The organism is Amycolatopsis sp. WAC 01416 (assembly GCF_003947485.1).
Lineage (GTDB): Bacteria > Actinomycetota > Actinomycetes > Mycobacteriales > Pseudonocardiaceae > Amycolatopsis.
This window is the reverse complement of record NZ_QHHX01000009.1, coordinates 332,950-354,909: the sequence shown is the minus strand read 5'-3', so window position 1 is coordinate 354,909 and position 21,960 is coordinate 332,950. Positions and strand designations below refer to the sequence as shown.

At 65.6% G+C, this 21,960-nt stretch carries 34 protein-coding genes and 1 pseudogene; 9 read left to right on the top strand and 26 right to left on the bottom strand.

The features are described from left to right. Position 1 precedes the first annotated feature (1 nt). The 15 genes from DL990_RS30435 to DL990_RS30380 form a co-directional block, all read right to left on the bottom strand. A complete protein-coding gene (locus tag DL990_RS30435) occupies positions 2 to 175 on the bottom strand; it encodes an AlpA family transcriptional regulator (protein WP_125800724.1) in 174 nt (57 codons plus the stop codon). Continuing rightward, positions 150 to 1,517: a replication initiator gene (locus tag DL990_RS30430; RefSeq protein ID WP_125800723.1), complete on the bottom strand. Its 1,368-nt coding sequence runs from the start codon at positions 1,515 to 1,517 to the stop codon at positions 150 to 152. The genes DL990_RS30435 and DL990_RS30430 overlap by 26 nt, the downstream gene beginning before the upstream one ends. Positions 1,518 to 1,605: 88 nt before the next feature. Then, positions 1,606 to 2,274 carry a DUF2637 domain-containing protein gene (locus DL990_RS30425; protein ID WP_125800722.1) on the bottom strand — a complete coding sequence of 223 codons (669 nt, stop codon included), beginning with the start codon at positions 2,272 to 2,274 and terminating at the stop codon, positions 1,606 to 1,608. 17 nt (positions 2,275 to 2,291) lie between these two features. After that, positions 2,292 to 2,495, bottom strand: coding sequence for a hypothetical protein (locus DL990_RS30420; RefSeq protein ID WP_125800721.1), 204 nt, complete (start codon positions 2,493 to 2,495; stop codon positions 2,292 to 2,294). Between the two features lie 12 nt (positions 2,496 to 2,507). Then, the gene (locus DL990_RS30415; RefSeq protein WP_125800720.1) at positions 2,508 to 2,699 is read right to left on the bottom strand and encodes a hypothetical protein; all 192 of its coding nucleotides are present in this window, start codon (positions 2,697 to 2,699) and stop codon (positions 2,508 to 2,510) included. Beyond that, entirely contained in the window at positions 2,696 to 3,121 is a 426-nt protein-coding gene (locus DL990_RS30410) for a hypothetical protein (RefSeq protein ID WP_125800719.1), read from the bottom strand. Before DL990_RS30410 ends, DL990_RS30415 begins: the two co-directional genes overlap by 4 nt. After that, positions 3,118 to 3,342, bottom strand: coding sequence for a hypothetical protein (locus tag DL990_RS30405; protein ID WP_233620623.1), 225 nt, complete (start codon positions 3,340 to 3,342; stop codon positions 3,118 to 3,120). The genes DL990_RS30410 and DL990_RS30405 overlap by 4 nt, the downstream gene beginning before the upstream one ends. Further along, positions 3,339 to 3,701 carry a hypothetical protein gene (locus DL990_RS30400; RefSeq protein WP_125800717.1) on the bottom strand — a complete coding sequence of 121 codons (363 nt, stop codon included), beginning with the start codon at positions 3,699 to 3,701 and terminating at the stop codon, positions 3,339 to 3,341. Before DL990_RS30400 ends, DL990_RS30405 begins: the two co-directional genes overlap by 4 nt. Next, positions 3,701 to 5,086 (bottom strand): FtsK/SpoIIIE domain-containing protein, encoded by a 1,386-nt coding sequence (locus DL990_RS30395; protein ID WP_125800716.1) that lies wholly within the window; start codon positions 5,084 to 5,086, stop codon positions 3,701 to 3,703. Before DL990_RS30395 ends, DL990_RS30400 begins: the two co-directional genes overlap by 1 nt. 87 nt (positions 5,087 to 5,173) lie before the next feature. Next, on the bottom strand, positions 5,174 to 5,353 hold the full coding sequence (locus tag DL990_RS30390) for a hypothetical protein (protein WP_125800715.1): 180 nt from the start codon (positions 5,351 to 5,353) through the stop codon (positions 5,174 to 5,176). Between the two features lies 1 nt (position 5,354). Further along, positions 5,355 to 5,621 (bottom strand): hypothetical protein, encoded by a 267-nt coding sequence (locus DL990_RS30385; protein WP_125800714.1) that lies wholly within the window; start codon positions 5,619 to 5,621, stop codon positions 5,355 to 5,357. Between the two features lies 1 nt (position 5,622). Further along, positions 5,623 to 5,793: a hypothetical protein gene (locus DL990_RS41325; protein ID WP_158632670.1), complete on the bottom strand. Its 171-nt coding sequence runs from the start codon at positions 5,791 to 5,793 to the stop codon at positions 5,623 to 5,625. A 5-nt stretch (positions 5,794 to 5,798) separates the two neighbouring features. Further along, a complete protein-coding gene (locus DL990_RS41320) occupies positions 5,799 to 5,963 on the bottom strand; it encodes a hypothetical protein (RefSeq protein WP_158632669.1) in 165 nt (54 codons plus the stop codon). After that, positions 5,963 to 6,091, bottom strand: a complete 129-nt coding sequence (locus DL990_RS42230) for a hypothetical protein (protein WP_255431397.1) — start codon at positions 6,089 to 6,091, stop codon at positions 5,963 to 5,965. Before DL990_RS42230 ends, DL990_RS41320 begins: the two co-directional genes overlap by 1 nt. Before the next feature lie 553 nt (positions 6,092 to 6,644). Beyond that, entirely contained in the window at positions 6,645 to 7,028 is a 384-nt protein-coding gene (locus DL990_RS30380) for a hypothetical protein (RefSeq protein ID WP_125800713.1), read from the bottom strand. 119 nt (positions 7,029 to 7,147) lie between these two features. Between DL990_RS30380 and DL990_RS30375 the strand changes: the two genes are divergently transcribed. After that, positions 7,148 to 7,936, top strand: a complete 789-nt coding sequence (locus tag DL990_RS30375; RefSeq protein WP_125800712.1) for a GntR family transcriptional regulator — start codon at positions 7,148 to 7,150, stop codon at positions 7,934 to 7,936. Positions 7,937 to 8,329: 393 nt separating this feature from the next. Here the strand turns inward: DL990_RS30375 and DL990_RS30370 are convergent, their stop codons facing one another. Beyond that, entirely contained in the window at positions 8,330 to 8,563 is a 234-nt protein-coding gene (locus DL990_RS30370) for a hypothetical protein (protein ID WP_125800711.1), read from the bottom strand. Between the two features lie 227 nt (positions 8,564 to 8,790). Then, a complete protein-coding gene (locus DL990_RS41560) occupies positions 8,791 to 8,958 on the bottom strand; it encodes a hypothetical protein (RefSeq protein WP_199746666.1) in 168 nt (55 codons plus the stop codon). Positions 8,959 to 9,690: 732 nt separating this feature from the next. On the opposite strand from DL990_RS41560, the gene DL990_RS30365 reads away from it, so the two are divergent. Continuing rightward, positions 9,691 to 10,134: a DUF1579 family protein gene (locus DL990_RS30365; protein ID WP_125784257.1), complete on the top strand. Its 444-nt coding sequence runs from the start codon at positions 9,691 to 9,693 to the stop codon at positions 10,132 to 10,134. Between the two features lie 139 nt (positions 10,135 to 10,273). Here DL990_RS30365 and DL990_RS30360 read toward each other — a convergent pair whose 3' ends face one another. Next, entirely contained in the window at positions 10,274 to 10,897 is a 624-nt protein-coding gene (locus DL990_RS30360) for a S1 family peptidase (RefSeq protein WP_233620622.1), read from the bottom strand. Positions 10,898 to 11,123: 226 nt separating this feature from the next. Here DL990_RS30360 and DL990_RS42490 point away from each other — a divergent pair. Beyond that, a pseudogene (locus DL990_RS42490) lies at positions 11,124 to 11,225 on the top strand (RNA polymerase subunit sigma); the annotation flags it as partial. Positions 11,226 to 11,612: 387 nt separating this feature from the next. On the opposite strand, the gene DL990_RS30350 reads toward DL990_RS42490, so the two are convergent. From DL990_RS30350 to DL990_RS30340, 3 genes are all read right to left on the bottom strand, one after another. After that, positions 11,613 to 12,038: a VOC family protein gene (locus DL990_RS30350; protein ID WP_125784259.1), complete on the bottom strand. Its 426-nt coding sequence runs from the start codon at positions 12,036 to 12,038 to the stop codon at positions 11,613 to 11,615. 300 nt (positions 12,039 to 12,338) lie between these two features. After that, positions 12,339 to 12,692 carry a hypothetical protein gene (locus tag DL990_RS30345; protein ID WP_125784261.1) on the bottom strand — a complete coding sequence of 118 codons (354 nt, stop codon included), beginning with the start codon at positions 12,690 to 12,692 and terminating at the stop codon, positions 12,339 to 12,341. A gap of 190 nt (positions 12,693 to 12,882) precedes the next feature. Continuing rightward, positions 12,883 to 13,509 carry a TetR/AcrR family transcriptional regulator gene (locus DL990_RS30340; protein WP_125784263.1) on the bottom strand — a complete coding sequence of 209 codons (627 nt, stop codon included), beginning with the start codon at positions 13,507 to 13,509 and terminating at the stop codon, positions 12,883 to 12,885. A 98-nt stretch (positions 13,510 to 13,607) separates the two neighbouring features. Here DL990_RS30340 and DL990_RS30335 point away from each other — a divergent pair, with 98 nt between their 5' ends. The 3 genes from DL990_RS30335 to DL990_RS30325 all read left to right on the top strand — a co-directional run bounded on the left by DL990_RS30335 (position 13,608) and on the right by DL990_RS30325 (position 15,904). Next, complete coding sequence (locus DL990_RS30335) at positions 13,608 to 14,009, top strand: Dabb family protein (RefSeq protein WP_125784264.1); 402 nt, start codon at positions 13,608 to 13,610, stop codon at positions 14,007 to 14,009. A gap of 356 nt (positions 14,010 to 14,365) precedes the next feature. Further along, positions 14,366 to 15,190, top strand: coding sequence for a L,D-transpeptidase family protein (locus tag DL990_RS30330; RefSeq protein ID WP_199746665.1), 825 nt, complete (start codon positions 14,366 to 14,368; stop codon positions 15,188 to 15,190). Between the two features lie 24 nt (positions 15,191 to 15,214). Continuing rightward, positions 15,215 to 15,904 (top strand): choice-of-anchor P family protein, encoded by a 690-nt coding sequence (locus tag DL990_RS30325; RefSeq protein WP_233620621.1) that lies wholly within the window; start codon positions 15,215 to 15,217, stop codon positions 15,902 to 15,904. On the opposite strand, the gene DL990_RS30320 is transcribed toward DL990_RS30325, so the two are convergent. Beyond that, on the bottom strand, positions 15,894 to 16,556 hold the full coding sequence (locus tag DL990_RS30320; protein ID WP_125784266.1) for a class I SAM-dependent methyltransferase: 663 nt from the start codon (positions 16,554 to 16,556) through the stop codon (positions 15,894 to 15,896). The genes DL990_RS30325 and DL990_RS30320 overlap by 11 nt on opposite strands. Positions 16,557 to 16,687: 131 nt before the next feature. Between DL990_RS30320 and DL990_RS30315 the strand changes: the two genes are divergently transcribed. Further along, entirely contained in the window at positions 16,688 to 17,056 is a 369-nt protein-coding gene (locus DL990_RS30315; RefSeq protein WP_125784268.1) for a hypothetical protein, read from the top strand. After that, positions 17,056 to 17,922, top strand: coding sequence for a hypothetical protein (locus DL990_RS30310; protein ID WP_125800710.1), 867 nt, complete (start codon positions 17,056 to 17,058; stop codon positions 17,920 to 17,922). The genes DL990_RS30315 and DL990_RS30310 overlap by 1 nt, the downstream gene beginning before the upstream one ends. 54 nt (positions 17,923 to 17,976) lie before the next feature. On the opposite strand, the gene DL990_RS30305 is transcribed toward DL990_RS30310, so the two are convergent. Next, the gene (locus tag DL990_RS30305; RefSeq protein ID WP_199746664.1) at positions 17,977 to 18,291 is read right to left on the bottom strand and encodes a hypothetical protein; all 315 of its coding nucleotides are present in this window, start codon (positions 18,289 to 18,291) and stop codon (positions 17,977 to 17,979) included. Between the two features lie 420 nt (positions 18,292 to 18,711). Beyond that, positions 18,712 to 19,116, bottom strand: coding sequence for a hypothetical protein (locus DL990_RS30300; RefSeq protein WP_125784272.1), 405 nt, complete (start codon positions 19,114 to 19,116; stop codon positions 18,712 to 18,714). 254 nt (positions 19,117 to 19,370) lie between these two features. On the opposite strand from DL990_RS30300, the gene DL990_RS30295 reads away from it, so the two are divergent. After that, the gene (locus DL990_RS30295; RefSeq protein WP_125800709.1) at positions 19,371 to 19,697 is read left to right on the top strand and encodes an ankyrin repeat domain-containing protein; all 327 of its coding nucleotides are present in this window, start codon (positions 19,371 to 19,373) and stop codon (positions 19,695 to 19,697) included. Between the two features lie 17 nt (positions 19,698 to 19,714). Here the strand turns inward: DL990_RS30295 and DL990_RS30290 are convergent, their stop codons facing one another. After that, positions 19,715 to 20,539 (bottom strand): SAM-dependent methyltransferase, encoded by an 825-nt coding sequence (locus DL990_RS30290; RefSeq protein ID WP_125784748.1) that lies wholly within the window; start codon positions 20,537 to 20,539, stop codon positions 19,715 to 19,717. Between the two features lie 643 nt (positions 20,540 to 21,182). After that, the gene (locus DL990_RS30285; RefSeq protein WP_125800708.1) at positions 21,183 to 21,959 is read right to left on the bottom strand and encodes a hypothetical protein; all 777 of its coding nucleotides are present in this window, start codon (positions 21,957 to 21,959) and stop codon (positions 21,183 to 21,185) included. Position 21,960: the final 1 nt, after the last annotated feature.

Genomic DNA, 21,960 nt, shown 5'->3' with positions numbered 1-21,960 from the left:
GTCAGATGCCCTTCTGGGCGTCGAGCCAGCCGGACACGTCATCCGGGAAGTAGCGGACGTACTTGCCCACGCGGATGCCCGCCGGTCCCTTGCCCAGCTTGCGCCAGGTACGGAGCGTCTCCGTGGGCACCCTCAGGATGCCCGCGACTTCATCGATCGTGAGAAGTGGGTCCATCGTAGTTCTCCTTGTCGTACTTGTGTTTGCGGTCGTCGCGGATGCGTTCGGCGATGCCCGCGGCGAGTTCGCGTTCTGCGTCGTCGGTGTATCCGGTGCCGTCGAAGGTCCAGTCGTTGACGACGAGGACGGTGTCCGCGCGGTCGTCGAGGCCGAGGCGTTCGAGGGTTTCGGCGAGCCGGAACGCGCGCCGGTCCTCGCGGATGGTCTTGAACGTTGTGGAGTAGGCCAGCGACTTGGTGAGGAAGTGCCCGCGGAACGCGAGCATGTGCGCCCAGCGCCGGAGTTTCAGGTCCTCATAGGACGGGAGGTCGCCAAGGTCCCACGCGGTTTGGATGATGCGACGGTGATGCGCCGAGACCTTGAGGTAGTCGATGTCCTGTTGCGACCGGATAGGACGGTCGGCCGCTTCGGTCTTGCCAGTGCCCTTGGTGGCGTACTTGGCGATGTAGGCCGCGAGTCGACCTTCGCTGATCTGCCCATTCTCGTCCTCGATCTCTGCCGAGGCCGCGCGTTCGATGCGCCGGACGTCGACCTGCGCGCCCCAGGCCAGGACGAGGACTTCGCCCTCAGGCCGGTGGGTGGTGACCTTCACGTGGCGCGCGGCGGCTGCGACGGCGTCGTCGAGCATGTCCGGGGTGGCCCAGGACGGGGCGTCGTCGAGGGCGCCACCGGGGCCGTCGAGGCGGACGACGGCGTGGAAGTGGACGAGGCCGCGCCGCTGGTATTCGGCGACCTTGCCGTAGGACAGGCGGGCGTGGTCGCGGAACTCGCGGGCGGTGAGCCCGGCGCGTTTGGCGATCTCGCGGCGGACGCGGGTGGTGAAGCGCTGCCACAGGACGCCCGCGTGTGCCTGCCAGAGGACCGAGGCGACGTAGTCGTAGGTCTCGGGGTCGAGCGGGGTTCCGATGCGGGTGTCGGCTTCGTGGTGGACCTCGCCGCAGCCGCAGGGGATGCGCTTCCCGCGGGCGGTGGTGCGAGCGTGGTGGACGGGGCCGAAGCTCGGGGCGGTGAGGGTGACGAAGGAGCGCGGCCGGTCGGTGACCGTGGTCGGGACGCCCTTGTGTCCGCCGATGAGTCCGGCGCGCATGAGGTGGAAGGCGTCGGCGGCGTAGCGGTCGGAGCAGGAGGGACAGACCGCGGAGCGCCGGTTGCCGCAGGGGGCGAAGATGTCGCCGCCGTGGTGGTGCAGCACCTGTCCGGTGTTGGCGTCCTGGAGCTGGTGTGCTCCGGCTAGCCGGATGGGCCGGGCGCAGCCGTTGACGGCGTGGACCTTGGCGCGCCATTCCTGGTAGTCGGCGGCCCGGACACGGGCGGTGAGGCGGTGTTCCAACGTCAGCATGTCGGAGCCCTTCAGTTGATGGAGACGAGAAACGGGGCACGGCCGTGGTGTTTGGTGGCCGTGCCCCGTCGAGGTCATGCGTGGTGCGTCAGGCGTCGAGCTTGTGCCCGTTGTGCGTGGTGAGTTGCGCGAGGACCTGCGCGGCCATCTGCTCAGGGATGCGAGCGACACGGCGGATGTCCTCGGTGGTGACTTCGCGCCCTTCGCTCCGGGCGGCGGTCACGGCGGCGTCGACGCGGCTGGAGATCTCCGCCGGAAGCCGAAGCCGCGGGGACGGCGCGGGCGGTGCCGGACGTTCTGCCGGGACCGGTGCGGGGTCGATTTCGGCCGGCGTGCTTGGCGGGGCTGTCTCGGTCTCGGGTGCGTGTCGCATCAGGAGTTTGACCACGACGAGGAACCCGAGCGCGGGCAGCGCGGCGACGAGCCATCCGGCCGGGGTGGGTTCAGCGAGCGCGACTTGCGCCGTCATCTGCACCCCGAAGCCGACGAAGAGCACCACCATCGGGAAGGTCAGGAACTTGGTGTTGCCGCGGCGGTGGTCCCGCTGGACCTCGAAACCGGCGACCACGACGATGCCTTCGATCACGACGGCGTCGGCCCAGGCGAGCCAGCCGGTCTGGCCGTGGTGGGCAGCCCAGTCGTGCGTGTGCATGAACCCAGCGGCCCCGCCGATGGCGCCCAGGGCCACGGTGACGATGATGCGGACGATGCCCACCAGGTCGAGACCAGCCGATTGCGTGGTGTCCGTGGTGGACATCACGACCTCCTTTCCTGTCAGTTCCCGTCGCGCCAGCGGGTCGCCTGGGAGCGGTAGTGATCCGCTTCCTCTTCCAGCCTTGCGGCGATCTGGTCGGCGAGGTCGGCCAAGCTCGTGCTCCGGAACCGCTCGCCGTCGACGCGGTTGTCGAGCTTCTGCCAGAGTTGGTAGTACTCCGACATCAGCCCGTTGATATTGCTCAGAAAGTCCAGGTTGCTCATAGTTCAGCCCCTTCAGTTCGGGTTGCAGGTTGCTCGGCTGGTTGCGATCGCGGACAGCCGCCGCAGTTCCGCGGCCTCGTTCTCGTGCATGGTGGCCATTTCGTCGCCCAGCTCGGCCAGCCGCCGGAAGGCAGCCGCCGTGTACGGCCCGTCGCAGATCTCGTAGAACTCGGTCTGGAGCAGTCGCAGGCGGAAGAGGTTCATGTGTTGTCTCCCAGCGGTTGCAGGTTGGACCAGCGCTGAAGCATGGACTTGCCGCGGCTGGTGAGCTGGAGCGGCAGGACCGGGCGCGGTTTGATTCCGTAGACGCAGGTCATGGTGTGTCCGGGTCGGCAGCGAGCGATGTAGCCGTTGGCGATGAGGTGGTGGACGATGTCCTCGTCCAGTGCCGGGCGGGCGCGTTCGCCGTCTTCGATCACGACGACTTTGTCGGAGTCGTCGAGCAGCCCGTAGCGGCCATCGCGGACTTCCGCGAGAACGTCCTTTGCCACCAACGGGTTCCCGGCAGCACCGGGCGTCTTCTTGCGGTCGCGGACCGGTGGGCACTGGCGGGCGGGTGTCGGCGGCGGGGCCGGGTCGACCGTGCCGAACAGTCCGAGCTGATCTCGGTTGGTGCGTCTGGTCATCGGATGCGCTCCCTCGGTTTGCCGAACTCCTGGTTGCGGAACTCGATCACCCCGAGGGCCATCCCGAGGCCCATGCAGCCGAACACGCCGAAGGTGACCCAAAACAGCGGTGAGGCACCCTGCGCCCAGAAGATCAGCGCCAGCAGGCCAACCGCGGGCGCGCCGTACTTGGTGACCAGCCACACGCGCCACACGTAGAAACCGATGCGCCACATGGTCATTCCTCCCTCAGGGGTCGGTGATCGGGACAGAAGATCAGTACTTCGGAGGTGGTCACCCAGCCGGGATAGCTGGCGACGTAGGCGACGAGTTCGTGCCAGTCCGGGAACAGGTAGACCTCGTCGTAGTCCGGTGGGTCTCCGCAGATCACGCAGTGGCAGCGGTACGCGTGCGAGTATTCGACGATGTCGTAGGTGTCCGAGTCCTGCGACATCAGCCACTCCATGATGGGGCGGCAGTCCGCGCGCGACCTGTACAGCCGCTCGTTGGTGAGATCCCAGGTGCGATCCCGTCGATTCCAGGACCTCACCTCGAAGAACGGTCCGACGACGATCACTGCGTAGTTCGTCGGCGTGAGCATCAGGCCACCACCGTGAGGCGGGATTCACCCGTCCAGCCGGAGCGGATGAAGGCGACGAGGTCGTCGATGTCGCCGTCGTCGGTGTAGGCCGCGCGGACCCGGATTGGTGTGCGGGTCTTCTGCCGGATCACGTAGCCGATACCGGCCGTCTCCTCGATGTTGGGGATCTCGTCGGCCAGCGCACCGCGGAGCCGGGAGCCGTCGCCGAGGACCATGTCCACATGCGACTGTGCGGTGACGCGCATGCAGATCCGAACCGGGAACAGCTCACGAATCGGCACAGTGTCCTTGGTCGGCTCCTGCACCGCGGCGATCATCGAGTGACCGGTAGCGCGGCCCTGCGACCCGACGATCGCGAGGTTCTTCCGCAGTGCCCGCCCGATAGTGCCGTCACCGTAGGCCAGGAGCGCGCCGATTTCGTCGAGGATCAGGATGTTCAGCGGGGTTTCCCGCGACATCGTGATCTTCCGCTTGCCGGTCGAGGCGAACATGCGCTGGACCGCGCGCAGATCCTCCAGGTACTCGTCGACCAGCTCGGCACATCGGCCCTCGTCGTCGGCGTACCGGTAGGCGACGCCCGCGAGCTTGGCGAACTCCAGTTGCTTCGGGTCGCAGATCCACAGGCGCACCTTGCCGTCACGGATCAGCGGGGCCAGTCCGCGCAGGATCGCGAGGACGACCGAGTTCTTGCCCGCTCCGGTCGCTCCGGCGATGAAGATGTGCTGACTGCCCACTCCCTGCCGCCACTCCGAGCCGTACTCGGTCTCGCCGATGTAGATGTCGCCGGGGTCGACCGCGTCGGACTCTTCGGGCATCTCCGGGGCCGGAATGGTCTCGGTGAACGGCTCCGAGCGTTCCACGATCAGCGCGACGTAGCCCGGCTTCGGCCGTTCGATCGCGATCCGCTCCACCCGCAGTGTGTCGGCGAGGATTTCGAGCTTGTCGTCGAACGAGCGGCGTCCCTGCCCGGGTGCTAGCGACAGTGTGATCGTGTCCACCGAGGGCGAGTACGAGCGCACCCGGACTACCCGCGGGAACCATTCCTGGCCGGTCTTGCGGTCCGTGGTGTACAGGTCGCAGGCCCGGAGTGCCTTGTTGAACTTCGGTCCGAAGTAGACCGACCAGCGTCGGCGCCATGCTCGCATCCGGGGAGCGGCGTAGTAGTCGAAGGTGTCCGGGTGCGCCCGGTACCAGGTGCACAGTCCGGCCGCGGTGCCGCCGATGATGCCGCCCGTGGTGGCCCAGCCGAGCTCGATACCGGAGGCGGTGAGCGTGGCGGGCACGAGCACGGAGCCGGGGTGCCGGGCGGTCCACTTCAGAGCGCGGAACTCGCCGCCCACGCGACGCGAGGACTTCGGGGCCTCGTAGCGCTTCTTGGTCCACATGGGAGTGTTTCTCCTTGGGGTAGAACGAAAACAGCCCCGCGTCCTCGGTCAAGAGGGGTGCGGGGCCGGTCTCGTGCGGAAGGTTGTTCAGGTCATGGCCGGTCGGGCGTCGAGCAGCTCGGTGGTGAGCGTGCCCATCGCGCGGGCGGCCTTGTCGTGCGCGGCGCGGAAACCGTTCTGATTCAGCGGCATTCCCCGCATCGCGTGTTTGAGCTGGAGCAGGGCGGACGACAGGTCGTCGACCACGCGGTCTACCTGATGGCTCATGTCAGAACCTCCACTCGCGCGAGATCAGTTCGGCTTCGTGCTTCTTGCCCAGCGTCCGCAGGTGATCCAGCGCGGCGAAGGCGTTCGCCCGGTACTGCTTCAGTTCGTCCTGGGTGGCGATGCTCCAAGAGTCGGCACCGGCCGCGCCGTCGTCGACCTTCGCGATCAGCTTGTCTACGTCCCCCAGGATCTCGCCCAGGAGATCCAAAATCGATGTGAACGTGGCGTAGCGTTCCTGGGCGCGCCGGTTGAGCACTCCGATTTGCATGTCAGGCCCTTTCCTGTGTCCCTGCCGTCAGTTCGGCGGCCGATTTCAGGTCGGCGGCAAGGAATCTGACTGCGTTCCCTACCGCCTGCCGGATCTCCCGTTCCGGGTGCGTAGCTTCGAACTTGCGGTACGCCTCCGTAGCCGCGGTGATGATGTCCAGGATTTCCGGCATGGTGTTCAGCCTCCGTTCCGGATCACGTGTCGGGCGTGTTCCAGGCCCGCGCAGAATCCCGCCTGCCAGCCGAGGTCCGTGGTCGGTTCCTCCAGCGCTTCCCTGCGTTCCTGCTCCAGGCGAGCCGCGAGCATGCGGATCACCGAGCCGACGCGCACCGGGCGGCCCATCACCGACCGACCTTCGCGGCCAGGCCGAGCGACAGCACCAGGGCCGGAATGCCGATCATCGGAGCCGCCGCGATCAGGCAGCCCGAGAGGACCAGCCAGAACACGTACGGCAGTACGTTCGCGATCATGTCGTTTCTCTCCTCAGGGGTAGTTCCATTGCGCGCCACACACTTCGCATGTCGCGATCCCGCACACCACGTAGAACTTCGCGGTGCAAACGTGCTTGGTCTCAGTAGCCCCGCTTCGGGCCGGACGGGTCATACGAGGACAGCCCGCCCCTGCCCGCCACAACTCCCACCATCGTCCTTCTCCTTTCCTGCCTCAGATTTCCTTGTCGAGTTCCGCGTTCATCTCGTCCATGTGGGCGTCGACGTCGGCCTCGTCGAACCCGCTCCAGATGCCCATGACATCTCCCTGCTGTCGCAGCTATCGGTTGCCAGCGTTGCGAATCTGGTAAAGCCCAAAGGTCCCCGGAGAATGGCGCCGGGAACCAATGCGCGCCACCACAAACGGCGCGGATTTTGGCATGGATCGGCCCACTGTGTATTTGTCAATGAACGGAAAGCGCGCTGGACCCGGCTCGAACGGGCAGCCTGCCTACAGGGCAGCGCTCCAGGGTGTTGTGCCGCGGGCACTGGGGAGGTTCCGCGAACCGGTCACCCGCCGGTCATGTGGCCGGACTCAGGCAGCGTCGCGAACAGCGCCCATCCCGGCAGGCTTCAGCCCCTCAGCCTTGAACCACAGGCCCGAACCCGTGATCCGTCCCTCATCGTTGGTCGTCTGCCAGGTGTTCAACACCGGCGCGATCAGCTCCACATAGGTGCCCTCGTCGAACCCATCCCCCGGGTCCGTCGCCAGCGTAACCTTGATCTCTTCGCCCTTACCCGGGCGGCGTCCTTCCACCGGGCGCGGCTTCGCGAACAGCATCACCACGAACGGGATCGTGCCCGTGCGCTTGTCCGCCACCGGGGTGAGCTCCCCGTTCTTGTCTTCCTTCATCTTCATGGTCGGCGCTTCGGTGACCATGAACTTGTAGCCAGTGCTGATGAACGGGATGTCCTGCATGTCGAGCCTCCAGAGAGTCGAGCACCTGGTATCGTGTTACATACCTAGTATGCGTCGACATACCTGGTATGTCAAACCATACCCAGTCAGTCACTCGAATGGACCAAGGATGACCAACGATGACCAGTAGCGAACGAAGTCAAGGCAAGGCCGTACCGCAGTACATGCAGATCGCCGACGACCTCCGACAGCAGATCCGCGCAGGGTTGCTCCAGGTTGACGCGCCCGTCCCCAGCGCAGCAGCCCTCTGTGAGCAGCACCGCGTCAGCATGATCACCAGCAAGAAGGCTCTTCAGGTCCTCCAGAGCGAAGGTCTCGTCTACACCGTTCCAGGCAAAGGCACCTACGTCGCGAAGCTGGATCGGATGATCCGGACCATGCCCTACAGGCACTTCGAGCAAGAAGAGCGCACGTACGTACGCGAAGCCGGTCGAGCGGGACGCACGCCAAGCGCCAAGCACGACACTCACGAAGTGCCGGCCACCGAGTGGGTCGCCCAACGGCTGGATATCTCCCCCGGGGAGCGTGTCACCGAGACGACCTACCGAGTGTTCGCCGACCGCCATCCGATGAGCATGTCGACGTCATGGGAGCCCAGGAGCATCACTGGCGGAACCGTCATCGAGCACCCGCACGAAGGCCCCCATGGCACACACGGCCTGAACGCGCGGTTCGCTGCGATCGGATGGACCATCTCGCACATCCAGGAGCGGCTGATTGTTCGGCCCCCGACCGCGTTCGAGACGTCCGAACTGGCCATCCCCGCCGATGTTCACGTCGTCGAGGTTCGGCAGACTGTTCTTGCAACGCAGGGTGATTCGGACGACTTGATCCCCGTTGAGGCAGCCGACATCATCTTTCCCAGTGACCGCTACGAGTTCGTCTACATGATGGACCGACCACAGTAAGGCAGCAGCAGATGGGTAAGCACCACCCCGAGGAAGACGATGCGCCGCGCGCGGTCGGCTCAGACGGCACCGTCGACCATGAGCGACCGTACGGCGAGGCGACGCAGTTCACCCTTGCCGACTTTGGCGAAGTGCTCCCTGTACGGCTGCATGGCTGCCCCGAATGTGGTGACCCAGATATCACGTGTGCTGCCACCAAGTGCTACCGGTGCGGTTCCTCGTTCACAGCCGCATACAAGCTTTCGCCCCGTAGCGAGTGATCTGCTACCTTTCGAACTTGAACGCCTCGTAGCTGTGAAGTGGGCCAACCAACCTCCGCTACGGGGCGTTCCTCTTTGGACTTCCCCTGTCTCTTGTAGACCCTGCTTGCCGGGGGCGTCAGGCTCAGTGTGTTCAGAGTTTCTTTTCTTGTTCAAGGCGGCCCCTGCGGGGCCGCACGGCCTCATGCCCTTTGCCGCGGCCGAGCCCCGCACGGGGCATGCGGCTGGCGCCGGTCCCCGCGCGGTCGGCCGCGGCGAGGCAGGCCGTGGGGTCCTCGGACCGTTCAAAGAAGAAGATGTCCTCGCCGGACGGGCAGGTCTCCGAGATGGCCAGGAGAGAGCGCACGTCGCGTTCGTGCGTGGCCATTCGGCATCCCGACGACCTCCCAGAGGGCATCACACCGTGTCAAGGGGGCAGACCGCGGGCACGCGCCGGACAGACTCGAAGTGCCCCCTTGACACGGTGCGATTGGGCTTGCGCCAGGTCGACGAGATGCCGAAGCGGCCCCCCACTTGTAGGTGGAGATCCACCCCTCGTCACGATGAGACCTGTGAGGCAGAGCGGCATTGACTCCGCCCCACAGGCCTTATCAGTTAGTCGCCCTTGTGCTTGGTCTTGTCGACCTGCACGTAGCTTTGTCCGGGCTTGGGGGTAGGCGGCAGAGGCTTGCCCTCGATCGCAGTGACCTCGGTCTTGCTGCCAGGCACCTTGTACTGCCCGGACGAGGGTGCCGGCGTACCCGGCGTGTACTTCTTAGCCATGATGTTGATCCATATCTGCGAGCTCGGACACCCGCACAGCAGCCAGCCTTGTCGCTAACTACTGCCGCCTTGTACGGTCGCAGAGCACGCCAATGCACTGGACCCCGGCCGAGGTGTCGACCCCGGTCGGGGTCTTTCCTGTTCGCGTTAGTCGAAGTGTAGCCGACGTCACCGACATTTCCGGACCATCAACACCACATGTAGGCCCACATGGGCGAGCCAACCCCTATGTGTAGTGGGTGGGTAGCGCACAGCGAGCGAGTCGCACTAAGCGTAGCCTTACCTCGATACGCCTGATCGGCCGTCACCGACTCCCAGCAGTGCAGCCGCGGCGCATGCCACATTCATGCCACATGACACCCACGTGCGACGACTAACGACGACCACCGACGACTCGCGTTTTTGCTGGTCACCAGGCGTGCGCGACATAGGCGAGCAGGTCAGCATCGCCCCGAATAAGGTCAAGGGGTCGCAGGTTCGAATCCTGTCAGCCCGACCGGAAGACGAAGCCCCTGGCTTGTACCTCAGGTACAGGCCAGGGGCTCTTTCTTGTTCAGCTCAAAACCAGGCCGATAGTCTTGAGGTGAAGTCCCTGTGGACCGGTTCTGGTTCGCAGAGGCTCCACTCCTACATCGCAGGCCGCTCTCGCGCTTCCCTCAGCGCGGTAAAGGCAGTCCCCCGCGAGACTCCTGCGAGCTCGAAGAGTTCGGGCTCGACGTCAGGGAGGTAGCCATGCGTAACGAGGTCATGCAACAACTGGACGTCCTTGTCGGCTCGTGGCGGACAACGCTGCGCAACGCATGGTTCCTGGACCCCGCTGACCAAGAGGTGCCTGGCTCAGCGACGGTCGAGTGGCTCGGTGACGCGTTCGTAGTCCTCCGCTGGACCATGGGCGCCGACGACGACAAGGCGGCGAGCGAGATGGTCCTGGTTCTCGGCCGCAGCGATACCCGCGACACCTACACAGCCCTCTACCACGACGAACGAGGTGTCTGCCGAGTCTTCGCCATGACTTTCGACGGCACACGCTGGCACCTGAACCGCCAAGACCCCGACATGCACCAACGCTTCATCGCCGACGTCCAACCAGACCGGATCAACGCACGCTGGGAAGCGTCCGAAGACCACGGATCCACCTGGCGCAAGGACTTCGACGTCATCTTCGAACGGATCTAGCAACGCAAAGCACGGAAGCCAAGTCAAGATCGATTTGCCCGGACAGGGGATGATGTCACGCACGGCAGCCTGTCCCGGATCTCTCACCTGGGCAAGCCAAATGGGAGGGATCGCGCCCGGCGACTTGGGCGCCTCCCTCTCAGGCGAGGGTGGCGCCGTAGGCGGTGAGCACGGAGCGTAGTGGCTGGAAGAAGCTGACTTGGCTGTTCCCGCCGGACAGCACTCCGTAGCCGACGCCGCCATAGAACAACGGGCCGCCGCTATCACCGCTCTCGATGGGGATGTCGGTCGCGATCGTCCCGACGACCTGCTTGTCCTTGCCGTAGTTCACGGTCTGGTTGAGGCCGAGGACTTTCCCGCACGTCTTCTTCGTCGTCATGCCGCTCTTGCACACCGGTTGCCCCACCTGCGGGATGCCCGCGCGCAGGATCCGCTGGGTGCTGCCATCGTATAAATTGACTTGGCTGGGCCCGGAGCCGGAAAGGTCACGGACACGGCCGTAATCGGTCACCGGGAAATGGCTGTCCACGTTAGGGCCGATACCTTCCCAGTCCAGCCCGTGTTCGGTGCAGTGCCCGGCCGTGAGGACATACCGGACGCCCTTGACGAGAATCGCGAACCCCGCTGAACAATAATACGGTTCACGGCCGGGTCCCGGCGAGACCGTGTACATCGCATCACCGCCGTTCACCGCCGACTGCTGCGCCGCACCGACCGCAGACGGAGCCGCGGAAACGACCGGGCAGGTCAACAAGACGGCCATAGCCGCGGAAAACAGCACCCCGGCCTGCCTACGGCGTGAGCAGCCAAACATGATCATGTCCTTCCATCCTCAGGAGACTGGAGATGTGCGACCAGTCCAGTACCGCGCAGCCAGCGGCACAACCGGCGTCAGCCTGACGAGTGATCAAAAGCCGACGGCCGCCGAGATCTGTGCACGATCGCACTGACCCAGGCCTCGCAGTTCCCTGCTCACAGACCGCCAGAGGGTCCCCTTCTCCGACACCGCCGGGCTCAAGCGCTCGCTCGCCGCGAAGGCGTTCACCCGGCTGCCCGAGCCGTGGCAGGCGGTGCTGTGTCACAGCGAGATGGCAGGCCTCGGTTTCATGACCGTGTCAGCGCCGGACATCCTGGAAGAAGTCCCGATCAGATCAAGTCTCTGACGCCTGCCGCATCAGCAGGCGCCCCGTTGACGACGACCACCACCCGCCCGCAGATGCCGGCCCGAAACCAAAGTCACTCGTGGTGATTCGATGCGTCATACTCCAGCGCCGCAGAGGAACCGTCGCCCAGCGAGTATGACTTACAGGTATTCGTAGAGAATCAGCTACAAACAATCAGCAATCAGTTGCCAGCGTCCCGTGTCATATTCGTTCGGCGATGTTCGGACATGAAGGTCTCGACGACCAGGGCTGTTTCGTCGGAGCGACGCAAGAAACCCCTGTTCCCGCCCGGGCAGCGTACCCGGCAATTCCGGACTACAGCTCGAACTCCCCCGGCGCGAGGCTGCGCGTCAGGCAGAACTCGTTTCCTTCCGGGTCGGCCATTACCACCCAGGACCGGCCGTCTCCCTGTCCCACATCCGTCTTGGACGCGCCGAGCGCGAGCAACCGCTCCAGTTCGGTCTGCTGGTCACTGTCGATCGGACAGACCTCGAAGTGCACCCGGTTCTTGGCGATGGTCTTGGCCTCGGGAACACGGACGAAGACCATATTCGGCACAGCGGGCCCGCCACGCAACGCGGCCAACCGCTGTTCGTCCGGCTCCTCCGGATCGGGCCCGATCTCGACCGCTGCGCCGTTCTTGTCCTCATAAACGACGTAACCCAGAACGCCGCACCAGAAATCCGCCAGCCGCCGCGGATCCACGCTGTCGATGGTCGCCCATTCGAACCGACTCGTCATGCACGATGCCTTTCCATTTCGGATATCCCGGGTTCATTCTATTCCACGAACCTCGGTCCGGGCGCTTCCGAAGGATTCGGGGTTCCGATGCGAACCGGCTGACCTTCCAACTCACTGGTGACACGAAATCGCTCGAAGGGCGGTATCGGCAGGACTCCGCGACTGTTCGGCGGGGCGACGCGGTCACTGTGTCAGCACTCCCGCCGCCCACGTGTCGATGACGGTCCGTAGTAGTTTGCCCACCGCGACGACCCGCAGTGCGCAACCTCGGACGCTTATGCCCGGGATGTGAGCGGGCAGTCACGTACGCAGGAAGGTGTCCTCCAAAGCGAGCGTCGGTTGAGTCCGCACGAATGCCCGGCCGCGACAGCCTTCCGCGTAGTACTCCAACACGACGACGGGGCCGGTCTTGCGGTCATCGACCGTGAGAAGAGTCGCCTGTTCACGGTAGACATCGACAATGAGGTCCGATGCCCATGTGTACCGAACGCGGACGCTCTGATGAAGCACGTCCCAGGACAGGTGGAGCTCCCCGGTGACAGAGACGGGCACCCGCAGCTCCCGCACCCAATCGTCGTCCGACGCTTCTTCAGCCTGCGGGAGAACACCGAACGCGGAGAGCCACACGTCGTCATCGGCAACCACGAATTCCACCCAGGAAGCGTACGCCCGACCGTTTCAGTTTCAGCGCGCCGTATCGACGCCGGGAAACTGCTGAGCCGGCCAGCTCCACTTCGAAATCGGGCATGGTCGGCTCCCCCTTGGCCGGCGGTTGCCGTCAGATCAGGAGGGAGTCCTTACCGGCCACTGATCCGCCGCTGACCGGCCGCCATCGGGGAGCGGCCTACAAACCGTATGCGCGCACAAAGGTGTCGACGGCCGACTCCGCTATGCCTTCGAGTTCACTCTCCGGGAGAACACGAGCGCCGAGGCGAGAGCGAGATTCCAGCGGCCCGATCAGCAGAGCGAGGAAGTGTTCGGCGGCCCTGGCCGGATCGCAGGAGCGGAGCGCGCCGGAAAGGGCGAGACGGGCGAACCGGTCGGCCAGCGCCTCGGTCAGATCCACCGACGTGCGCTCCTGCATGGCGACCACCAGCTCGGGGAACGTGGCCAGTTCGGCGTAGGCCAACGACCGGAGCGCGTGCGAACGCTCGCCGGAACAGATCCGCAGCAGACGGGAAGCCGCGGTGCCGAGGGCCGCGCGGACATCTGCTCCCGCGTCGCGGAGCGGTCCGATGGCGTCGAGCGAGTCGGCGGCGACACCGTCGGCGGCGGCCGCCATGGAGCCGCGGAACAGCGTCTCCTTGTCGCTGAAATGGTTGTAGACGGTGGGTTTCGCGACCTTGGCCTCATCCGCGATCTCCTGAACGGAAGCCCGGGCGTAACCACGGCGCGCGAAGACCGTGAAGGCCACGTCCAAGATCGCTTGACGTTTGTCGACCCGCCCGCGCGGAGCGGTCACCTTCGTCACGACACGATCCTCTCCACCGGTCTCCGAAATCCAGGATTGCACATGAACCTATCCGTTCACTACATTGAACTCATCGGTTCAAAGTACAGGAGGAAGTCTTGATCGTCCAGTTCATGCGCTTCGCGTTCCGCGAGGAGAGCACCGAGGAACAGAAGACTCGCGCGTTGGAGTTGATCCGCCGGACCGCGGCGGTGGAGTCGATAGCGTTCTCCACGGTCGGCAGGTTCCTCGGCGACCCGGCCGCGGGCTACACCCACGCCTACTCCTTCGGCCTCGCCGACCTCGACGCGCTCGAGCGCTACATGTACGACCCGGTCCATCTGGCCGGAGATCCGGAGATCCTCCCGCACTACGCCAAGTTGCACGTCGGGGTCGCCGTCACCGACGACCCCGATCCGGAGCTGGCCGCGAAGATCACCGCCGTGTACGAAGGCAAGCTCGCCAGGTATCCCGAATGGGAGCGGCTGATGACGGCGATCCCCGACGTCCGGTTCGGGTGACCGGGCCGTCTCGCAGCGGAATGCCGATCGCGCGGAAACTCGCGGCCGGCTCCCGCCCGCGAGCGAAGAGGACACTCCGAGTGGTCATCGCGCCCGCCACTATTGCACGAGTCCTCCGAATGGCCGCAGGAGAAAATACACAGCGTATTTCCGCCGCGGATTAGCGAAAACGCATTTCCGCCTCGATCGAGTGAACTCAGTCCGCCCGATCGACCTGGTAAAACGCGACAAAACCGCAGGCAGATTCGTTCCGATCACCTACCGTGCGCATTGATCAACGCACTGCTTTCCTGTTAGAGATGATCGTTCCCGATTCGTCTCCCGTTGCGGATGACTCTGCGCAAGGACAGGCCCCGATGACCGAACTGCAGACCTCTTGCGATGGCGCACGCCTACATCCGGTTCGCGCGCTTCTCGTACTGGTGCTGGCGATGCTTCCGCTGTCCGGCTGCGGTACCACCGGGGACGAGGGTGGCGGCGCCGCTGCCCCCGTGGCGCCGCCACCCTCGTCGCCCGAGGTGTTCGCCTCGCTGCCCGAGGCGAACACCTTCGGACAGCTGAACTCCGCGCCCGCGGACCCGTCCCCCACGCTCCCCGCCGGCGGCGAAGTACTGCATCCCAAGGCGGATGCGGTGGTCTACCGCGCACCCGGCGCGGAGCCGATCGCCCGGCTGCCCGAAACCCAGATCGGCTCACCGACCTGGGTCCCGGTGATCGCCCGGCAGGGCGACTGGGCACAGGTACTGCTGCCCGCCCGGCCCAACGGCGCGACCGGCTGGCTGCACGCCACCCCGGAAACCGTGGAATCGGCGCACAATGACTTCCGGGTCAACGTGGACCTCGCCGCATTCCGCCTGGAAATCCTGGAACTGGGCAAACCGATCGGCTCGTGGACCATCGGCACCGGCAAACCCGAACACCCCACGCCAACCGGTCGCGCGTTCATTCTCGCCTCGATCAAGGAGAGCGTGAACACCTACAGCCCGATCGTGCTGCCGCTGAGCAGTCATTCCGACTCGCACGAGACCTTCGGTGGCGGGCCCGGCACGGTCGGCCTGCACACCTGGCCGGACGACAGCTTCGTCGGCAAGGCCACCAGCGACGGCTGCATCCGGGTCACCCGCGAGGCACTGGACCGCCTCGTCGAGCTGCCGCTCGGCACCGTCGTGAACATCACCTGAAACCCGATCATGGAGGTAATTTCCTTGTCCCCACGCACAACCAGCGTGCTCGCCGGCGCGGCCGCGGTCTGCCTGGCCTTCACCGCCACCCCCGCCGTGGCCGCCCCGGCCGAGTCCGCCTACGCCATCGCCGCGTCCGGTCTGGTCACGATTCCCCGTACGCCTTCGGTTTCCGGCGCGGGCAAGGAGTCGCTCGCCTCAGTGGCGCTGCCGGCCTCCGGCCCGTCCCTGGTCAGCGCGAAGGTACTGAACGCCGACGTGAAACCGGGGCACGCCAAGTCCAGCGTCGCCGGTCTCTCGCTGAACCTCGCCACCCTGCCCGCCGGGGCCACTTTGCCCGGGTTGAGCGCCGACGTGATCAAGGCCGAATGCCAGGACGGCAAGGGTTCGGTGTCGATCGCGAACCTCGAGGTCGGCGGCAAGGCGAACAAGCTCGACCAGGTCCCGCCCAACACCACCGTCCCGCTGGCCCCGTTGCTCGAACTGGTGGTGAACAAGCAGACCAAGAACGCCGGCGGCACGCTCACCGTGACCGCGGTATCGGCCAAGCTGCTGGGCCGGACACAGACGCTGGACATCGCATCGGCGACCTGCGCCAAATCTCCCGGCGCCACCCCGGAACCGCCGACCAAGCCCAGCGGTGACAAGCCTCAGCCCGGCGGCAAGGCCCCCAAGCCCACCCCGGTCCCCGCGCACCTGGACGTCACCGGCTGACCGCCCCGGACGGGCCGATGAATCGGCGAGCGAAGAGTATCGCGCCCGGCTTCGGCTCGTCCGGACTCAGCAGATGCTGCGCCTCCACCGTGAAACCCGCTTCGCGGAGCCAATCGGCCACGCGGGACGGCCGTCGAAGGTACCCGTCCGCCGCCCGCGTGGACTGGTCCCCATTCCCGCTCGTCTCGTCCTCAGGCTCGTCCCCGACGTGGAAACCCACGGCCACCATCCCACCCGGCCGCACGATCCGATGGAACCGCGCGAGCACGCCCGGCACCACCTCGTCCGGGATATGGATCAGCGACCACCACGCGAGCACGCCGGCGAGAGAGCCTTCGTCGACCTTGAGGTCGGTCATCGAACCGACCTCGAATCGCACATCGGGGTGTTCTCGGCGAGCGATCTCGATCATCGCGGGAGACAGGTCGATACCGAACGCGTCCACGCCCAGCTCCCGCAGCAGCGCGGCGGTGTGCCCCGGCCCGCAGCCCACATCCGCGACAGGCCCGCCACCGATCGCGCGGACCAGGTCGGCGAACAGCACGACCCCCGCGCGAACGTGAAGTTTCCTGTCGAGCAGGTCTCGGGTCTCATCGGCGTAGCCGGCCGCGAGCGTGTCATACGAGTTCCGGGTCTCACTCAACCAGTTCACCAACGAACCGTAGCTTCCGCGATCGGCGAGTTTCCTGAAAGTCCCTCTCCGACGCGAGCGACCAAGGTATCGTCCAAGTCGATTTCCAGGATCTACATCTACTGAGCGGGCAGTGCAGATGGAGGCGGACGGTGTCACAAGGTTTCGCGGTCGACCCTGAATTGGTCAAGCACGCCGCCCAGCGCGCGAGCGAGGCCGTCACCCATTTCGAGACACACGGCACGGCCGTCAAGAACGCGCAAGCCGTGATCGAGAGGAATTCCGCACTACTCGGCGACTATGGCGACGCCGGGGTCTTCTTTCACGCCTGCGAAGACTTCAGCAACAAGTTCAAAGAAACCTTCGACACGCTCATTTCATACAACGACAGCTTCGTCGACACGGCCCGACGGTTGCAGGGCGGTCTGCAGACGGCTTCGAAGCTCTATGCCGAAACCGAAACGGCCGCGGGTGAACGACTCCGGCGCATCGGAGAACCCTGGATGGACGGGGGCCGCTGATGGGACATCCACCGTACTGGCCGGATCGCGCGCCGGCCCATTACCCGCAATTCGACCGATACCAGGATCAGTGCGACGAACTGGCGGTCTGGGCCCGCTGGGTGGCCGGCTGGGTGGACTGGCTGCTCCACGACTACGGCCCCACCGGCCCGCACCCCGACCGGTGGGTCAACTATCCGTTCGAGCGGTTCTTCCATCCGTCCGACGTCATCGCGCACCAGCAGCTCAAGGTCATGCATCAGGGGTGGCTGGCCATCGACGAGCTGCGCTACAAGTCGGCAGGCGAGGCAAGTCCCAGCCTCGACGTGCTCAACAACCTCGACAGCGCACTGGGCGCCGCGCTCGGCAGGTGGGAAGGCGATGTCGCGGTCGGCGTACAGACCTATCGTGAGGAACTGGAGAACTACACCGAACCCTACATTCTGGCGGTCGGCAAACTGGGCCAGTGCCTCATCGCGTATTCCCAGACCTTCGAACAGGCGCGAGCCGACATGGTCAAGGTCATGAAGCAGTTCGTCGGGGCGCTCCAGGCCGAGACGTTCGCCGACCCCGAGTTCGAACAGCTCGGCCTGACCATGTTCGACGTCATCGGCAACTGGGTACTTGGCAAATTCCCGTTCGCCATCGACAAGATCCTCGGCCTGGACAAGGTGCTGGCCGAAGCCGTTCAAGGTGCACAGCGGACGAAGGATCCCGCGGCGATCGGCGGTGGCAACTACTGGGAGATCTGCGATTCGTATCTGGTGGCCGCCAACGGGATCTGCGACGACGCCCGCGCGGCGATCACCAAATTGACCGCGCGCCTGGACAACGTCGACGACGAACTACGTGATCCCCCGCAACTGAACGTCGACGTGAATCCTTGAGTCCCGAAGCCAGCCGGTTCGACGTTCCCGCGACGCGACCGATCGAGGGCGGCCTCACTGGTTACGACTCGAATTCCGCGCATCATGCTGTCTCCTCCGGTAGAAGTCCAGGCCTGATCGATCACTCGGCTTGTGGTCGTTTCGCCTGCCGAGTTCCGGTTGGGTGAAGCGCAGCGTCACGAAGACGAGACGGCCCAGCAATCCCTTGGCCATGAGGTCTTCGATCGCCTGCCGGTCGGCCGGTGACGCTCCCTGGTCCAGGTCGGGCGGCGCGAGGGCGATCCGCAAGTCCGGCTGGGACGGTGGGCTGACGCTCACCCACCGCATCCCCGCGAATCCGACGTCCTCGCGTGCTTTGAAGCCGAGCACGTCGCGATAGAAAGGATTTGGCCCGCGCCAAGAAGTTCTCTGCCGAAGGCCTCGGCTTCACACTCGACAAGGCCACCCGAGGCTTCGTCTCGTTCAGCCTCGCCGAGGGATCCCCGCGGCTGGCTGGGCCGCGCCGACACACCTCGTCATCACCGGGATCCTCGCACCGGCCAACTGGCCGAGCCCGTAGCTGCTCTGGACGGCAACGGGATCAGAAGTCAGGTGGTGGCGGAGTGGGCTTACGCCGCTGACGAGCGAAGTACTCCGCCCAAGGCGTCATCGGCCAGACAGATCTCGCAGAGCATCGTACGGCGCGCGTACGACCGTTCCGCCGTTCTTGCCATCGACTCGGCCGGATACGTGCCCTGGTGGCCGCCCGGCGACGATTTCATGATCGTCGCCGGGCATTCTTACCTCTGCTCAGCAGCGGTATTCCACCTGCCATTCCGAGCCAAGCGGCACGTTGCTGACCTTCACCCACTGTGGCCCCTTGTACTCGTACCACCCCTGCTCGGCGATGCAGCCTCGGGCCACCCAGTATCCGTCGGCGTCCCTGACATGGGAGTCACGTGAACTCTTGCCAGGCGCCAACGTTGTCCAGCTGCTGGAGTCGTGTCGATCACCCCACGCCTTGGTGATCCGCAATCCACGATCAGAACTCGACAGATTGCGGATCACACCGCAGAGCAGCGGATACGGATAGCATTCCGCCGCAATCCCTGCACCCGGCCGACTTGGCGCCGGGTCCGCCGCCACGGCGTTCGCGGACGTCGGCACGGCGAACAACGCGGCGGAAGCCGCCAACCCGATCGCGAGTTCTCGCATCAACCTCATCGTGATTCCACCCCTCGATTTCGCTGCCTGCCCGAATGGGCCAACCCAGTCTGCGCATCGACTTCCGGCGAGCGGAAGCGTCTCGAGGAGACTTGGGACGATGGGACAAGGTCCCGCGCTTCACCTGCGGAAACATCTCTCCCATGGGACGCCGTGGGACGAGCCGCCCAACGTCCGGGCGGCTTCCCGGGTACCTCGGCCGATATCGTGTGACAGAACCGGCATCGATCTTGCAGAGGCACTCTATGTCCTGGTCACCAGCTCACCAAGCCGTCGAACTCGAAGACCTTCCCCGGCTACGAGACCTCCTCGATGCCGGTCACGACATCGAGGACGACAACGGCGACGGCTGGACCCTTCTGCGCCACGCCATCGACGTCGAACACGACGGCCACGTCCAGACCGGTGAGCCGCTGCATGCCGACACCACCGCGTTCCTGCTCGCTCGCGGAGCCGACCCGCTCCGGCGCCGCAACGGCATCCCGGTCGTCGAGGAGGCGGGGATCCGGGGGCATTGGCTTGCCGTCGAAATCATGCGCGGTTGGCTCAATCGAGGGCACCAGACGCCCTAGCAGGTTGATCGCGAGTTTCAGCGCGTGCGTGCCACCCCAGCCAGCCCGCGGGAACGCGGCGCGTCCTTGTCGGCGCCCGCGACGTCGGGGCGCCACCGAGGCAGCCACACCAGACCGGGCTCGACCAGCTCCAGGTCTCCGAAGAACTCACTGATCTGCTCGCGCGAGCGCATGATCGCGGCGTGGTTGGTCCGGCGCTCGTACTCCTGCGCCACCCGCTTGCCCGCGTTCTGCGTCTCGACGTCCTCGGGCGCGACATGAATATGCGACACGGCCAGGAAGCTTCCCGGCGGCAGCATCGTGCGGTGGAAACCGAGTGCGGCGTGCGGATTCTGCTCGTCGGGCATGAAATGCAACAGCGCGACCAGAAGCAGCCCGATGGGCTCGCTCCGATCGATCAGGCCGGTGTCCATCACGCGGTCCCACAGCAGGCGCCGGTCGAAGAAATCGGCGTCCAGGGCGGCATGCCGGGCCGGGTCCGCCGTCTCTTCGAGCAGGATCTGGGCGTGCGCTTGGGCGATCGGCTCGTTGTCGATGTACACCACCCGGCATTCACCCGGCGCCACCTCGTCGGCGACCTCGTGCACGTTGCCCTGCGTCGGCAATCCGGACCCGATGTCCACGAACTGCCGGATCCCCTGCCCCACCATGAAACGGACTGCACGACCGAGAAACGCCCGGTTCGCGCGGGCGAAATCCCGGATCTCCGGCAGCACGGCGAGCTGCTTCTCGGCGAAAGCCTGGTCGACGGCGTAGTTGTGCGTCCCGCCGAGCAGGTAGTCGTATACCCGCCCCACCGAAACCTTGTCCACCGACGCGGCCACCCGCGCGGCCTCATCCATGCTCATCCCGATCCCCCAAGACCTTCGCGCAGGAAACGCATCGAAGACCGCACAGTACCGGTCATGAGGTGCCATGGGCCGATCTGCCTCCTCCCTTGCGGTGAATGAACCGAAACACGGGAATCAGGCAGCTAGCCTCGAAAGTGGAAGTGGGCCGTGGACCATACGACCAACGAGGTCGCGCACGCCGTCGGCGGCTCGGTCAACCAGACCGGGGTCGTGCAGGGCGACACCCACGTCCACGACGTTCGCCCCGCCGCAGTGCCCTATTCCTCACGTCGTTCAGCCTCACGCCGAGCTGTGTCGAGGAACTTCGGCATGTCCTGCCGCAACCGGATGGCCCTGAAGAATCACGGGACGCCTTATCGCGACCTTGCACAGCCAGGCACGCACGTCCTTGCCGGGTGCTTTCTTCAGGGCTTTTCGACCGCCGATTGGGTCACGTCCCAGGCATCATGAGCGTTCTTCACTATCTTGAAGCTGGCGGCGTACATGTCAGGCAGGTACTGGTCGATGGCGCAAACGATGCGGTTCCGCGTGAGCCATCGACGCGAGCTTTCGGACGACTGTGCACCTTCGAGTGAAAGGCGCCTGAGCGAGCGTCTCCCATTGAGGAGCCTTCTGTCACTCCGACGTGCGGTCCTTATCGATCCGGCTCGTGCCGAAGATTTCCGTGCAAATGCCCCACCTGGATCGCCGTTCCGAAGTCGCCGCCGGTGATGATGTTCGTCGTGCCCGCCGGTCGCGGGGCGTCCGGAGTGATCGGCGCGGGTTCCGCCTCGGCACCGAAACCGTGTGTCAGCAAGTCACCGCTCGGCCTGGGCACATAGAGGTGGACCGTGCCCGAGTACTCCTTGACCTCGACCCGCCGGGCCACCAGCAAAGACGAAGGAAGCCGCGCGTATTCCGTCCGCAGCACGTCCTCGAAGACCCGCTGCGACAACGCCACCGCCAAGAACGTCTGCCCGGGATCGGATCGCGCCAGCAGATCACGCACCTCGGGCGCGTCGAGCAGCCGATGTGTCGTGATCACCGTGCTGCCGACCACGGCCGCGGAGCCGGGATCCCGGACCGGGCCGACGTTCAGGCTTGCCCGCATTCGCAGCCGGACCCGCCGGTCGCCGGTGGGCCACCGGGCATCCCGTTCCGCCAGCGCCTCCTGGAGCGCGTCGAAGAACCGCATCACCACCGCGGGCAGGTGACGCGTCGCGAAACCGATCCCGAAACCGTCGCCGGTGTCATGCGGGAACAACGCCTCACGCCAGACGTGGCCGAGCCCCGCGCGTTCGAAGGCGAGCGCCAGCACGTCGGGAATGGCGTCCGCGAGCACCGCCTGCCCTCGATCGGAATGACCGCCGAATTCCTTGGTGTCCACGACCAGCACCGCACGGTACGGCGGTAATTCGTCGATGTCCGTCATC

Coding starts and splice junctions, on each gene's coding strand:
- DL990_RS30435 (WP_125800724.1), bottom strand. CDS start 175: ATGGACCCACTTCTCACGATCGATGAAGTCGCGGGCATCCTGAGGGTG.
- DL990_RS30430 (WP_125800723.1), bottom strand. CDS start 1,517: ATGCTGACGTTGGAACACCGCCTCACCGCCCGTGTCCGGGCCGCCGAC.
- DL990_RS30425 (WP_125800722.1), bottom strand. CDS start 2,274: ATGTCCACCACGGACACCACGCAATCGGCTGGTCTCGACCTGGTGGGC.
- DL990_RS30420 (WP_125800721.1), bottom strand. CDS start 2,495: ATGAGCAACCTGGACTTTCTGAGCAATATCAACGGGCTGATGTCGGAG.
- DL990_RS30415 (WP_125800720.1), bottom strand. CDS start 2,699: ATGAACCTCTTCCGCCTGCGACTGCTCCAGACCGAGTTCTACGAGATC.
- DL990_RS30410 (WP_125800719.1), bottom strand. CDS start 3,121: ATGACCAGACGCACCAACCGAGATCAGCTCGGACTGTTCGGCACGGTC.
- DL990_RS30405 (WP_233620623.1), bottom strand. CDS start 3,342: ATGACCATGTGGCGCATCGGTTTCTACGTGTGGCGCGTGTGGCTGGTC.
- DL990_RS30400 (WP_125800717.1), bottom strand. CDS start 3,701: ATGCTCACGCCGACGAACTACGCAGTGATCGTCGTCGGACCGTTCTTC.
- DL990_RS30395 (WP_125800716.1), bottom strand. CDS start 5,086: ATGTGGACCAAGAAGCGCTACGAGGCCCCGAAGTCCTCGCGTCGCGTG.
- DL990_RS30390 (WP_125800715.1), bottom strand. CDS start 5,353: ATGAGCCATCAGGTAGACCGCGTGGTCGACGACCTGTCGTCCGCCCTG.
- DL990_RS30385 (WP_125800714.1), bottom strand. CDS start 5,621: ATGCAAATCGGAGTGCTCAACCGGCGCGCCCAGGAACGCTACGCCACG.
- DL990_RS41325 (WP_158632670.1), bottom strand. CDS start 5,793: ATGCCGGAAATCCTGGACATCATCACCGCGGCTACGGAGGCGTACCGC.
- DL990_RS41320 (WP_158632669.1), bottom strand. CDS start 5,963: ATGGGCCGCCCGGTGCGCGTCGGCTCGGTGATCCGCATGCTCGCGGCT.
- DL990_RS42230 (WP_255431397.1), bottom strand. CDS start 6,091: ATGATCGCGAACGTACTGCCGTACGTGTTCTGGCTGGTCCTCTCGGGC.
- DL990_RS30380 (WP_125800713.1), bottom strand. CDS start 7,028: ATGCAGGACATCCCGTTCATCAGCACTGGCTACAAGTTCATGGTCACC.
- DL990_RS30375 (WP_125800712.1), top strand. CDS start 7,148: ATGACCAGTAGCGAACGAAGTCAAGGCAAGGCCGTACCGCAGTACATG.
- DL990_RS30370 (WP_125800711.1), bottom strand. CDS start 8,563: ATGGCCACGCACGAACGCGACGTGCGCTCTCTCCTGGCCATCTCGGAG.
- DL990_RS41560 (WP_199746666.1), bottom strand. CDS start 8,958: ATGGCTAAGAAGTACACGCCGGGTACGCCGGCACCCTCGTCCGGGCAG.
- DL990_RS30365 (WP_125784257.1), top strand. CDS start 9,691: ATGCGTAACGAGGTCATGCAACAACTGGACGTCCTTGTCGGCTCGTGG.
- DL990_RS30360 (WP_233620622.1), bottom strand. CDS start 10,897: ATGGCCGTCTTGTTGACCTGCCCGGTCGTTTCCGCGGCTCCGTCTGCG.
- DL990_RS30350 (WP_125784259.1), bottom strand. CDS start 12,038: ATGACGAGTCGGTTCGAATGGGCGACCATCGACAGCGTGGATCCGCGG.
- DL990_RS30330 (WP_199746665.1), top strand. CDS start 14,366: ATGACCGAACTGCAGACCTCTTGCGATGGCGCACGCCTACATCCGGTT.
- DL990_RS30310 (WP_125800710.1), top strand. CDS start 17,056: ATGGGACATCCACCGTACTGGCCGGATCGCGCGCCGGCCCATTACCCG.
- DL990_RS30300 (WP_125784272.1), bottom strand. CDS start 19,116: ATGCGAGAACTCGCGATCGGGTTGGCGGCTTCCGCCGCGTTGTTCGCC.
- DL990_RS30295 (WP_125800709.1), top strand. CDS start 19,371: ATGTCCTGGTCACCAGCTCACCAAGCCGTCGAACTCGAAGACCTTCCC.
- DL990_RS30290 (WP_125784748.1), bottom strand. CDS start 20,539: ATGGATGAGGCCGCGCGGGTGGCCGCGTCGGTGGACAAGGTTTCGGTG.
- DL990_RS30285 (WP_125800708.1), bottom strand. CDS start 21,959: ATGACGGACATCGACGAATTACCGCCGTACCGTGCGGTGCTGGTCGTG.